A 13,853-nucleotide genomic window follows, 5' to 3' on the forward strand; every position below is an offset into this window, starting at 1 on the left:
ATAAATCTTTACCTTAGAAATTCGGCCAAAATATTTATATTTTGACCGAATCCATACTTTTCTTTGCAAGAGAATAATATTTCGCTCTCATTTTAACTTAATTAATGTTGAGCGTTAATCCACCCTGAGACATCCTTTATTACTTGAGAATCTACATGAGCTGGTTTGTTGTAAATACTACCATCAAATTTATCTGCGGAACCACCTGGCATAAACAAATGACTCAGTCCTGGATACACCTTGAAACTAACATTGTCTTTACCCTCAAGTGTTTCCTGCCACAGTTTATAATCTACTTTTTCTAAGACATGAAAATCAGTTGTACCTTGTATAATGAACATTGGAATATTAAGGTTTTTAGCGATACTCGCTCCATTAACTTTATTCAAACTACTCCAGTAACTAGCTGGATAACCAAGTATAACTTCTGTTTTGTCAGAGGTATTGAGTTTTTTTATTTTTTGTACTGCCTCTTTCGTATTTTCCATTTCCTCTTTTTTACGCTCGCCCGATAGTTTTGTATCTTGTTCTACTCGCATTGTAGTCTGTGTCAACACTACATCCTCTAAACGACGTAGGGTACCAGCCATTGAGACAAACCCTTTTATTTCTGGATTATCCTGTGCAATCTTTGGCCCCATTAAACCACCCTGGCTATGCCCAATTAGATAGATCTTATTACTATCTACTCTTTTATCTTCTTTAACAAGTCCAACTGCCTCTTTAGCATCTTTCAAATATTCTGTTTCCACATCGAAAACATCATTTGGATAGGCATAAGAACGTTTGTCATAACGGATAGAAGCAATTCCCTTTTCTGCAAGACCGTGTGCAATATCTGCGAAAGGACGATTAAGACCCGTACCAATGATAGAGTCCATATTATTGGGACCAGACCCCTGAAGCAAAATTGCAACCGGTGGTTTTTCTATTCCTTTCGGGAGAGTTAACAACCCATTCAATTTTTTTTCATTGTACCCAACTTTAATCGAAGATTCTTCCCATTTTTCACCTTTCTCTGGTTTCACTATAAGTGGCTGCATTTCAGTTTGAACGTCTGCTACCTTGCCATCCTTTGTATAAACAAAAGTGGTTTGCAAATTATTTTTACGATGTACTGTGGTAATAGACACTTTTCCATTTTTATCTTTCGAATTAAATACTTCCGATTCTGTATCTAGAGCAGGCCCTAATTGAGATATTAAAGCTTTCCATTTAGAAGCAAACTCTTCCTTAGGTAATTTACTTGTCATTTCCTGAGTTACATTTTTATAAAGTTGATCGAAATCATTTTTCTGAAATTGCTCCAAGTAGGCTGCACTTTTCATTTTTAAATCTTTCTCATCAAAACTTTTTGTACCTTGCGTAACATTTTGTTTTTGTGAACTCTTATCCGGATTTTCAGGCGTTGTACCACAAGCTGCAAGTGAAATCACTATCGCACTTGCTATAATAGGTTTAGTAAATTTAAACATAATAATCCCTCCACTAATCTTTAGTTAATACTTTCAACGTGTATGAATTGACCTATAATGGTGAAGATGGGCATTTTTATATTCTATACGAGTCTCAGTATGCAATCCTGCCCTATTTACTTACACTCAGCAAAACAATGAATGCTCATTTCACCTTTATGATCCCAATCTTTTAGTAACTGATAACGTATTAATTGTGATTTAAATCTTCTTACGACTTACGACCAAGGCACATAAAACATAGACAATAGCAGATACCCCAAGACAACTTATAATTTGAATAACTGCGTTTGGAGTAAAAATTAGGGTGTCAAATATCAAACCTAATACTTTTCGAAGAGAAGCAATAGGTGTAAATATACAAATAACAGCTACAATGATAATATCCGTAAGCCAACCGTACCAAGATCCCTGGATTGTAGTTAATGTATGAACAATCAAAGCAACCATCAGCATAAATACAAATTGACGAATGAAGGCAATACTAACTCCATTTTTATCCCAACCAAAAACACCAAATGGATTGGCTACAAATCCATTATTACCTACAGGTAATAGTTTATCTAAACAAAGATAGCAAAGCGCTGTAAATAGCGAAATAACAAGGGCAAAACCAATATAATTTATAAGGATCCCTCTCATATAATCCAGCTTTTTTACATTAAGATTCATAATTTTCCGGAAATTCTTAGCAGGAATGAGCACCGCACTCATTAAAATTATGATATAAGCGTAAAAACTAAAACTTAAATAAAATTGTCCTTTATTTGTTGTTCCTAATAAATCATTGATTACGTAACTAATTATTTGTAAGACAATCGCTGCGATAAAAATAACGTACGATAATTTTACTTTCTTAAAATTTAGCTTTGCTACAGCAAGTGCATTCATCTTAAGTCCTCCTAATTTTATATTTTCACAATCAAATTCTTTTATTCTTCTTCAACAAGACTGATGAAGAAATCTTGTAAGCCCAAAGGTGATATCATTACTGTATCTGTATCCTCAATTGGTTTGTCAAAAATGTATTGTGATACAAATCCACCCACGTTCTTTTTACCAATAATATTTAGACCTTTCGTTACCTGTTCGACGATATCAACTGGACCTGTTACAGAATAAGCCATCTCATCAATATCAGTGGTATCTGCATATAATTTCAGTTCTCCTTTATCAATGATAAGAAGCTTTTCTGCAACTTTAGAAATTTCATCAATTAAGTGTGTGGACACAATAATAATTTTGGGTTTCTGTTCGTTGCATACTTGTAATAAATCGTAAAAACTATTACGTGTAATAGCATCAAACCCTAAAACTGGTTCATCTAGAATAATTACAGCCTTGTTACTAGCCATTCCAAGGATTGTGTTGACCATAACCTTCATTCCAAATGATGTTTGTTCATACTTTTTGTTTAAATCCAGTTTGAATTTTTCCGCAATTTCAATTGCGAAATTGAGATCAAATTGACTGTGCAATTCTTTTGCAGTCTTGAATAAGTCCCTGATACGCATATTGAAATGTTCTGCATCACTAGGAATAAAATATACTTGCTCTGGCATACGCATCATATTTACGAGGTTCCCCTCAACTCTGACTTCACCAGCACTAGCATTATGGTGACCCGCAATTAATTTGAGAAAGGTAGTTTTTCCTGCCCCATTTTTACCTAGCAAACAGTAAATACCAGGTGAATCCAAGGTTACGGAGAAATTCCGCAACCCTTCATTTTTTCCATAATCTTTAGTTACATTGAATAAATTAATCATCGTTTTCCTCCATTACTAATTTAATTATTTCCTCTCGTGATATACCAATTTTCATCGATTGTCGTATCGTATCTAACAGCTCTTTTTTTCGCTCGTCCAATATGATTTTCTTTGCCTCATTGGTTACTGCCATTCCAATTCCTCGTTTTTTATAGAGCACCCCTTTATCTGCGAGAATCTTAACAGCCTTTACCGATGTAGTTGGGTTTACTGAGAGAAGCTTAGAAATCTGAGTGGTTGAAATAATTAAGTCATCCGGGTTATATGTACCAGATAAAATATCATTTTCAATCATCTCTGCAACCTGAGCAAATACGGGTTTCTCAGTTCTCATGAGCACTTCCTTCCCCCATTGTTATATGGTTAATGATTTGAGTCACTAACCAAATCTACAATAACCCCATCAACTTGTCAAGATGCTCATTGGATTTAGGTGCTCTACAAGTAGTTTGAAGTTTTAATTGCTTATATTGTTTAGATCAATAAGAGTTTATATTCTAAATGAAATGATATTTGATTTAACTCTATTACCTGTACAAATACAGAGAATATATACCTTTATTACCACTTCCTACCTTTGTTATATGGTTAATGATTTAAGTCACTAACCAAATCTACTATACCCCCATTAACTTGTCAAGATACGAATTTAAAATAGGTGCTCTGCAAATAGTTTAAAGTCTCGATTACTTGTACTGTACAGGTCAATAAAAGTATATGTTCCATCTGAAATGACATTTTAGATAACTCTATAACATGTACAAATGCAGAACTCCAGATCTACTGTAACTATTTCCCTCTAACGTTATATAGTTAATGGTTTAAGTCATTAACTTAATCTACAATACACTTACTGACATGTCAAGGTTCATATTTATGTTGAGCATGCTTTAGATGTCCCTCTTCCTTACCTATAGTTATACATTGCTTACCAATTTATTATTAAAAGAATAAGACGATACGACTTTATTTCAAAGCTATATTAAGTCTACATTTAAAGGATCCTGCATTAGTAGTTGTATTAATTTCTTTTACAGGCATTGGCATATCCTTTTTCTATTGCACATTTGATTTTTCAGCTGTGCTGGCTAAATCATTAGATTTGCATGCTGTCATCCCCATAAATAAAGTGTACATGTTAGATCTGCTAATAGTTTCTTATTCAAATGTAATATTTATCAATTATAGAAAGTTTAGTTTCCTATTTTGGCATTTTAAAAATTCTAAAACTTCTTTCTATATTTCCTAAAAATATTTCAGAAAACAAATTAATGTTGTTCATAGAATTATTAAAAAAAGGAGCAACTTGTTATTGTTGCCCCCTTTCACATACCAACCTCATGATTTTATTGAAATAATAACCCCAAAAATCACCATGTTTATTAATTTTCTATTAGTCTAATTAATTTTTACCTCCACACATCTTATCTCTCCTTTAATAAGTGAATAATGCCATCTTCTTCGTTCACGTTAAACTTTTAAGGTAGGGAATTTCACTAAAAAAACACAAAAAACCCCCGTCCCTATAAAAGGGACGAGAGTTAACCCGCGTTGCCACCCTAGTTGAAAGCATAGAAAATATAAGCTTTCCACTTAAAAAATTAACGGTTTTTAACCGGAAACGATTACTAACTTCACATTGAAGTGTTCCACATTTCGCTCAAGGACAGATTCACAAGTTCTTTCTATCGGTTTGCACCACCCACCGACTCTCTAAAAGAAAAAATACCTGTTACTACTTCCTTTCATCACTTTCAAATAATATATAATTTAATTATCATTACTTTACAATAATTCTATTTATCAAGGAATTATTGTAGCTTTAAAATAAAGTATAGTCAGAACTCTTTAATTAAAAGGCAAAAACATTGTAACTTTTTTATAAAAATCGTGACTTTTTAAAAGCGACATTAAGAATATTCTTCAGATCCTGGAAGCATAAGTTTGCCGCAAACAAAAAGAACCATAACCTTGCCGGAACGGCAAAGTTATGGTTCAAATCACACTTCAATCCATTTGAAGCAGTACCTTCAACAAGCCTACCATTTATTGTTCCCTTTTGCATTGCTTCTTTTCCCCACTGATATATCTTATCATCACTAATCATTGCTGGATCGTATATTGTTTTAGGCTCCTTAATATTTTTATACGAAACAGGTTCTGCAATATTTCCAGCCATATCTTTTCTAGGTATTTTGTATTCTATCTCATAAATCCCTTCAATTGAAGAATGTGATTTTTTAGATATAATTAAGTCTTCTACATCAACACCCTGATTTTTCAAAGCATTGTAAAATTCATCCATGTTATGTCCACCACTAACCCCTTTCTTAGTGCTTATATTCTCAACATTTTTTAAATGATTTTTAGCATTATCTCCAAATTTAAAGTTATTAGCTCCAACCGTACCCTTAACAACTTTACTCTCCATATACTGATAAGCCTCTTTCAGAGAATACTGTCCTCCTCCTGAGACCCTTCCTACTCCAGCCATGGCGAAGCCTTTTCCCTCACCTGGGATCCATTTGTACTCCAGCAATGTTTTTACTGCGTGCTGGATCTTTTCATTCCCCTGTAAGAAAGTTGTTTTTACGGTTGTGGCACCTTTGTTCCATAGGCTTCCGATTTTGTCGGCAAACCCTTTTGCTGTCGAGGCTACAAAGTTTACACCTTCTGTTACTTTGTGGCTGGCTGTTTTTATGCCATCGACAGCTGCTTTTCCAGCTTTTCCGGCTACCATTGTTACGCCTTTTCCTGCTTTTACAATCGTCTTCCCAAAGCTAGAAGCGACATACTTTATTCCTTTTCCAGCAAGACTTGCCACTTTTCCAACAGGAACAAAGTTTAGGAGTGTCCATCCTGCGGCGATGAGTCTTTCTTTTGATGATAATTCTTTTCCTGTAATAGGGTCTTTACCGGTAACTGCACGAATTGCATCATTTACTCCAATGAATTCAGCTGCTCCTTCTACTCCCTTTTCCCACCATGATTTTTCATGGTTCTTTTCTTTTTTATGGGTTTCTTTCAATTTTTCATTTTGTTTCTTTTGATATTCTTCATCTGCTTGACGAAACTTTTGAGCGATACGCCGTAATTCTTTTTCTGTAACTTGTAAGTTACGTATGTAAGATTCCATGAGTCTCATTGATCTCATATATTCCCCGTAAAAATGCTGACTCGTCGCTCCTTGCCATTGCATTTGAATACTAAACATAGATTGATTGAGATTTTGTTGTATGTTCTGGCTGTGTGTTTGCATCTCTGATATGTTTTTGGCAATTTGTTCGAGTTGTTCAGGTTTGACCTTAATCTCCAAACCTTCTCCCACCTTCCTCTATTTTATACCAAAAAGAAATAGAACTACATCAATTTTTACTTATTCTCTTTAGAGAAAACATCAAAAATACTGTTATCACAAATCGCTTCAATTTCTTCCTTTACAAATAATTTTTGAAATTTTGTTCCTGGGTTCAATATGACATTTGCCTCTAAATCTATCGTTTTCAATAATTCAACTGCATTCATAGAGACATATGGACATTCTTCTGGAATAACCATTTCTAAATGCTTTAAATCAGAATACAGTGGTAACATTAATCCTTCTTCCATTTCAAAATAATGAATTTGCAATTGTGTATTATCAGTTGAAATTAAATCCCCTTCTTCATCTACAGTTGTATCTCCCTCTACGGAAGCAACAACGTATAAATTTGATTTCTGTAACATCTCATAAAAATGAACTCTTTTTTCTTCATTCTGTAAAGCTTCCACTAACGCCTCATCTAATGGGCAAATTTCTAGTAAACTCATTAAACTTCACTCCTTATTTGGAATAATTCCGCCATCTTACTCAAAGTAAGATGGCGAATTTTAAATCCGATTATTTTTGAATATTGATAACTGGTACTTCTTTTGTATTATTAGTTCTATCCACTAGATTTAAGTAGAAATGCGATACTGTAGTAGTATAATATGGAGAAATCCAAAGGTATGGAAGATTTAGTGTAAATATTCCCACCAATGAACCTAAAATAAACCAACCAATGAAACTTAACCAAGTGATAAATAAATCTAACTTATGTCCTTTCATCATCACTTTACTTTTTTTAATTGCTTCGCTTGCTGTACATTCTGGATCTTCTAACATAATGTAGTAAGCCATAGAATAAGAGAAAAATTTAATAATACCTGGAACAATGAACAAAAGACTCCATAAGCTAATAAATATTGTTTGTAAGATACCTAGTTTCATAGCTCTAAATATATTATTTGACTTAAATCCAGCAAATAAATCACCAATTGTAGTAGATTCATTTTTCGCTAAACCTAATGTGATTGTATAATAGCCGTAACTCATAACACTTTGTACAACAATATAAAGAATAAAAATAAAAGCCCATATAATAATTTGAGATAAAATAACTCCAAAATTAATTTGAGGTTCGCCATATGAATAATATATAAAGTTCTCAGGTCCTATAACGTCTATAAACAAACCAAAAATTAGAAATACTACTATACCAATGAAATACATACTTGCTGCGGGAATGAGATAATTAAGAAACGTTGAACCTACCCCTAATCCCCACCGGCCTTTCAATGAGGATAATGCTTCCCTTTTTAAATTGCTAATCATCTTTTTTCCACCCTTCAAATTAATTATTCATTAAAGAGTGACTTTAATGAATAATTAATGAGTTTAGTAGAATTCAAATTTCTACTAAGCTCATTAATATTTACTCCTTATGCGGAATAATTTCGCCATCTTACTCAAAGTAAGATGGCAAATTTTAATCTAATTATTTTTGAACGTTCATTGCTTTAATTTTTTCTACATTCTCTTTTGCTTGTTTAGTTATTTCTCCATTAATAGCATTTGCATATTTATCACGAGTTAAAAATTCAAAACATTTATATGCATTATTCGTATCATTTGACGACATGTATCCAGCACCTTTATTAAACATTTTTACAGCTACCATATTCATCCATTCTTTTGCATCTGCTTCTGGATATCCTAGTTCCATAGAATGATAAGTTAATTCAATTGCTGAAGCTAAATCTTCAATCGTATCTTTATTCCCGCTTACCTTTGCAGCTTCAAATGTACTCAAATACTCAATTGCCGCTTTTATCCCATCTTTAATTCCCAATTCTTCAATTCCTGGTGTTTTATATAAAATTTGATAGTTGTTTAAAGCTGATTTATATTGCGTTTTTTCTAACTGTTTTGCTTCTGTAATTACAAGACCAGCAACCTTAGAAAATCCTGTTTTTTCAACAACACCACGTGAAGATGCTTGACCATAATAATGTAAAGCATTATAAAGGCTCGTTTGTCCTTCTTTATTTGCTTCATCACCTGCTAATTGTACAAGTTGAATTCCCTCCATTTTTCTTGATGCATTATCAATCATATTCATACCACTAATTTGGCCAATCGTTTTATCAATATCTTTTAACTGTGCAAGTAATGTATATGATGGTAATAAGGTTTTACCTACTTCACTTTGCCATCCTGTCGTTCCATTCATTTTATTCCATTCATTTTCTGTATCTGTCCATAATTTATTCGCATAATTAACCATTTCTTCTCTTGAACGTTCCAATGGGTGCTTTGTACGAATTGCATTTGCAATATTTAATACCGCTGTATAATATTCTCCATTATTTGCAGCATCGTTTGCTTTTCTTTCAAACATTAGCGGCATTAATAACTTATGAGATTCCTCTTGAACAGATTTTTCTACTCTTGCCGTATTTGCTAATAAATTCGCTTTATTTATAGCATCTTCCACTGTAAACTTAGGATCTTTTATTTGTCCACGAAGTCCCTCTACAGCCGCACTAAATTGCTTTTCTAATTTTTCTTTTTGTTCTCCTGTTGCACCGTCAATATACTGATTTGCTAATAGTAAAGCATTTTCATATTGTGGATTCGCTGGATTTAAATATGTTTCTATTTGATCGATCTCTTGACTAAATGGTTCAGATTTTACTTGTGATTTTTGAGTACTTGAATCTATATTATTTGTTTTATCGTTATTTTTGGCACCTTCAGTCTTTGAATCTTTTAGGCTTTTCTCAGTTGCTGTACTTGTTGCCTCATTTTCTTCTGTAACTGCTTTTCCTTCATTACTACTAGTATTTTCTTTTACTGGGCTTGCTTTTTCTTTTGTCTCAGTTGTAGACATCACTACTGATGTTTGGATATTAAGGTTCTTTAATTCTTCTTGTAATAGCTCGTTGAAAATATCTTCTACATGTTGATTTGCTTTTTCTACTAATGTAGGATCTACACTTTCAAATACCGATGTAACTAAATAAAATTTACTTAATGCTTGTTCTAAAGATACTACATCCCCTGTATTTGACCACTCTCTTTTTTCTTCTGTTGCTGTTTGATAAACTTTTTCTGCCACAGATTTAATGTAATCTTTTTTATTTTCACTTAAATACTTTTGTAACTCTTCTTGTGTGGTAACCGATTCATTTAGCACATTGATTTGATTACGTAAATAGAATAATGCTCTCTCATTTGAATATTCACCACTTGAGAGTATTTGTTCTAAATTATCTAATGCTAACTTATGTTCAGCTATCGATTTCGATTTTGATGGTGTGTTCAATTGGCTAACAAGCGACCAATCTTCCTTTTTGCTATAGTAATTTGTTAAATTATTTAATGCATTTTGATCCAGTTCTTTTTGACTCGTATAAAAATCATTAAAGAAAACAGATGAGTAGTATTTTCCATTTCCAGCGTACCACTCAACTAAAATATCACCCGTTTTTGGTGATACTGTAATTGTTGGTTGTGTTGGATCTGGTTTTGGTTTTGGCTCTGGTTTTGGCTCTGGTTTCGGCTCTGGTTTTGGCTCTGGTTTCGGCTCCGGATTTGGCTCTGGCTTCGGCTCCGGATTTGGCTCTGGTTTCGGCTCCGGATTTGGCTCTGGTTTCGGCTCCGGATTTGGATTTGGGTTTGGATCTGGCTTTAAATCTGCATTCGGATTTGGTTTTTGCCCATCTCCTTCTTGCCCATTAGGTTGCTGTTTATTATCATTCACCTTTCCCGGCTCTGGTAAATTCCCCACTGGTTCTACTACGGGCCCTCCCATATTAGTTGGCAGCTCTGGCTTTTGCGGAGTTGGTGCATCTGATAATTTGATTTGTGGATCTTTCTTTTCCACCGACACTTCATCTGGTTTATACGTTACTGGCGTAATTGGTGATTTATTATTTCCAATTAAGTCTGCTAAATTAATAGTTGGTTTTTCGCCAGGTTTTTCATCTTTTTTTGCAGCATCAGCAACTAAATTTGGGAACATAGACTGTAAATTGCCCCCTGTAATACGGTCATCTTTTTTCTCTTCTGTATTACTTGCTAATTTTACTGGTTCTTTTCCTACTGTATTAAAGCCTTTATCGTAGACAAGATATCCTGACGTTCCAAATAAAGCCACTGACATTACAGATATAGCAACTTTTTTTCCTAGATTATTATTGTTTTCTTCCATGTTCTTTTCCCCTTTTCCCATCTTTATTGAATCCAGCCGTTTGTTTTCATTTCTGTTAGCTTTTCTTGTGCCGCTCTTACTTCAGATTCATTTTCATTTGCTTGTACCGTTTTTCTTAAGAAGCGGCTCGCCTCTTCATATTTTTTCTGTTTGATTTTAAACATTCCAAATGCAAAATTCACATGCGCATTTTCATCATTTTGTGAATATGCCTCTGTGAAGAATTTCTCTGCTTCATTTCCTTGTCCCACTTTATCGTATAAAATCCCTATATTCACAAGCGTATTTATGTCGCGAGTCCCACTGTTGACAACTCTATTGTAAGCGTCCAATGCTTGTTGATACGCAGCATTACTCTTTGCACCATCTCGCGTTTCGTAAAATTGACCCGCTTCATAATACACAATTCCTAGCTGATTTAATAACTCTATATTTTTCATATCTTTTTGAATCGCTGCTTGTAATATTTGAGATGCTTGTTGATAATTCATTTCTTTTTTCGCACTATCAATTAGGTTTGTTTTATTCCAAAGCACGTATAAATTTGAAAGTTCAATTGTATATATAGCATTCTTTGAATCCTGTTTAATAGATTCTTTAAAGAAAGACTCTGCTTTGTCTAACTGCACAGTTGCAGTTGATAGTTGACCTTTTAAATACGAAACAATTGCCTTATCCTCATTTGTTTTCGTACTCATTTTGACAATAACATCTTCTGCCTTTTCAAATTCTTTCATTTTCATATGACTTACAGCTAAATCTCGCATCGCATCTTTTTTGTACGCTTCAATTCCTTTTGCATTATTCGCTAATGCTTGTTCAAAATTCTGCACTGCTTCTTGATATTTCCCTATACGGAAATTCGCTGAAGCTAATAGATATGCAGCTTCATTATTTTCTTTATCTATTTCTCTATCTTTTATTAATTTTGTAATATAGTCGATTGCAATTTTATTTTTCCCTTCAGCAACGTAAATCGTTGCTAATTGGAGATGTGCCTCGTCTTTGCCTTTCACTGCAATTGCATGCCCAACAGCTTCTTCTGCTTTTGTATATTTTTTATCATCATAAGCTTGTCGTGCTTGTTCCATATATTTTTGATATTTAGCGTTTGTTGTATAGAAATAAAATAACGTTGAACCACCTATAACAACTACTACAGTTGAACCAATAATCAAAATTCGCTTTTTATTCTTTTTCCACCATTTAGAAAGAGCAGACGGTTCACTTTGTTCATGCGTTACTGTAAGTGGTTGATTCGATGCTTTTGCATTTAAAATCTCATCATCTATATCATATTCCACTTGTTTTTTCGTTTGTTTCCGGCTCTGTAGAATGCTATTAGGAACTGTAATTGTGGCTGCTATTTCTTGCTGCGGCTGTGTTCCTTGTTCTTCTTTTATCTCTTCAATAATGCTTTCAATTTCCTTTTTTAACGCATGATCAATGTTTGGAAATTGTACGATTCGTGAATAGACGAAACAAGCAAATTCTGCATTGTTTTCTCGTTCCAATTCAGTAGCTAGTTCCAAATAACTTTGTAGTACCTTTTTTTGATTTATTTCAGGCTCTTGACTCTCCATAGTTTGAATGATAAATGCGAGTTCTTGTTTTAGAGCTGTTGATGGATTAAGTGAATTGAAAATTATTTTATATTCATATAATGCCGCTTGTTTAAGTCCTCTCTCTTCTAATAATCTTGCAATTTCCAAACATTTCGATACAAAAAGAGAATGTTCTTGTGCTGACTGCCTTTCCGCATCAATTTTTATTATTTCTCTTGCACCCTTAAATACATCGTACCACTCTGCAAAGCTTGGACATTCTGCGAAAGAGTTACTACTCCATGCCCGCTGAAATAGTTTTGCAATTTCCCCGTTCCATTGATTATGTAATACTTGTTGAAGTAAAGCATATCTTTCACATTCTGTCTGCATTTCTTCCGTTTTAAAGTAACTTGCATCCGTCCATTTTTCATTTCGAACTTCTTCACTACACCAACTTAATATTTCTCCTAATAATATAGCACCAGCAAATCGATCGGCTTCTTTTTGCCATACCCCGCTTTTTAAATACATTGGTGCATAGCCCGCTGAACCTGCTGGCAATAGCATAGGCCTTTTACTTTTTGGCCCATACATTTGCTCAACATCAACAAGTTCAATATAGTGTTGGCCTTCAATTGGATTTTCACTTAAGAAAGGTATGAGTACATTGCTAGACGATAAATCATTATGGGCAACTTCATTTTCCTCCATCATTTTAAGTGTTGTAAGAAATGCTTCTGCAATAAAGAAACATTGTTCTTTTGATAACACTCGTTGTTCTTGCAAAATGTCAGCCCAAGTTGGACCTTCAATCCAAGGCATTACAATACTATTAGCAAGATCTTCTGATTTTTCGATAACAGATGTATGTTCTTCTTTAGTAACGACATAGCGTGAACATACTTTAAGACCCGCTAAGGAAGAAAGTGGTTTCAAAAATGCTAGTTGATGTTTTTCCTCACGATAGCGTTCCTTAAAAACTTTTAATGCAATTCGGTCCACACCATTTTCCTGTTGTAATTGATAAACTGTTCCTTGTCTTCCCTCTTGACCATAGGGCATTTCAATACCAATTACAGCTGGGTGTTTCTCAAAACGATAAACATCTTTATTAAGACTAATTTTTTCTCCTACTTCTGGTCGGAATCCCATTTTATCCCCTTACTCTCGTATAACAATTTTTCAAAAAAAGACCAGGAACAATAGCTCCTGGTCTTTTGCAATTGTTCTATTCTTAGTATGCGTTATCTGTGTTACGGAATTTATCAGCAATACGTTTTAAATCTGTTGAAATACCCTCTAAAATTGGAATATATTGTTGCATTGCTTGTTTAGATTGGATAAATTCTCCACGGAACTTCGCTTGTGTTGCCCCAGCCCATTGACCTTCTAAACTATTAATGTCGCCTTCAAGTCTATTAATTTGGCTTTGAGCTTCTCCTGCTGCATTTTTAAAGTTTCCTGAGATTCTTTCAAGTTCTTCTGGTGTGATTTTAATTTCTGCCATCGTAATAATTTCCCCTTTCAAATCATAAATGATACAAC

General features: G+C 33.8%; 10 protein-coding genes and 1 other annotated feature. All 10 genes read right to left on the reverse strand.

Translation table 11 applies throughout. The features are described 5' to 3' along the window. Positions 1-101: 101 nt before the first annotated feature. On the reverse strand, positions 102-1,475 hold the full coding sequence (locus tag QCI75_RS16110; RefSeq protein WP_224413464.1) for an alpha/beta hydrolase: 1,374 nt from the start codon (positions 1,473-1,475) through the stop codon (positions 102-104). Between the two features lie 201 nt (positions 1,476-1,676). Beyond that, positions 1,677-2,366 (reverse strand): permease, encoded by a 690-nt coding sequence (locus tag QCI75_RS16115; RefSeq protein ID WP_224413465.1) that lies wholly within the window; start codon positions 2,364-2,366, stop codon positions 1,677-1,679. A gap of 41 nt (positions 2,367-2,407) precedes the next feature. Further along, positions 2,408-3,244 (reverse strand): ATP-binding cassette domain-containing protein, encoded by an 837-nt coding sequence (locus QCI75_RS16120; protein ID WP_224413466.1) that lies wholly within the window; start codon positions 3,242-3,244, stop codon positions 2,408-2,410. Next, positions 3,237-3,578, reverse strand: a complete 342-nt coding sequence (locus QCI75_RS16125; protein WP_002160770.1) for a GntR family transcriptional regulator — start codon at positions 3,576-3,578, stop codon at positions 3,237-3,239. The genes QCI75_RS16120 and QCI75_RS16125 overlap by 8 nt, the downstream gene beginning before the upstream one ends. A 1,193-nt stretch (positions 3,579-4,771) precedes the next feature. Beyond that, positions 4,772-5,002 (reverse strand) — a binding site (T-box leader). A 121-nt stretch (positions 5,003-5,123) separates the two neighbouring features. Further along, positions 5,124-6,560, reverse strand: a complete 1,437-nt coding sequence (locus tag QCI75_RS16130; protein WP_353760824.1) for a WXG100 family type VII secretion target — start codon at positions 6,558-6,560, stop codon at positions 5,124-5,126. Between the two features lie 56 nt (positions 6,561-6,616). Further along, positions 6,617-7,054, reverse strand: coding sequence for an SseB family protein (locus tag QCI75_RS16135; protein ID WP_144508946.1), 438 nt, complete (start codon positions 7,052-7,054; stop codon positions 6,617-6,619). 70 nt (positions 7,055-7,124) lie between these two features. Then, complete coding sequence (locus QCI75_RS16140; RefSeq protein WP_144508945.1) at positions 7,125-7,880, reverse strand: DUF975 family protein; 756 nt, start codon at positions 7,878-7,880, stop codon at positions 7,125-7,127. A gap of 163 nt (positions 7,881-8,043) precedes the next feature. Next, the gene (locus tag QCI75_RS16145; protein ID WP_353760825.1) at positions 8,044-10,761 is read right to left on the reverse strand and encodes a hypothetical protein; all 2,718 of its coding nucleotides are present in this window, start codon (positions 10,759-10,761) and stop codon (positions 8,044-8,046) included. 23 nt (positions 10,762-10,784) lie between these two features. Beyond that, complete coding sequence (locus QCI75_RS16150; RefSeq protein ID WP_353760826.1) at positions 10,785-13,460, reverse strand: tetratricopeptide repeat protein; 2,676 nt, start codon at positions 13,458-13,460, stop codon at positions 10,785-10,787. A gap of 82 nt (positions 13,461-13,542) precedes the next feature. After that, the gene (locus QCI75_RS16155) at positions 13,543-13,815 is read right to left on the reverse strand and encodes a WXG100 family type VII secretion target (protein ID WP_002141592.1); all 273 of its coding nucleotides are present in this window, start codon (positions 13,813-13,815) and stop codon (positions 13,543-13,545) included. Between the last annotated feature and the right edge of the window lie 38 nt (positions 13,816-13,853).

Origin of the sequence: Bacillus cereus group sp. RP43 (assembly GCF_040459645.1) — a bacterium.
GTDB classification, from domain to species: domain Bacteria; phylum Bacillota; class Bacilli; order Bacillales; family Bacillaceae_G; genus Bacillus_A; species Bacillus_A mycoides_C.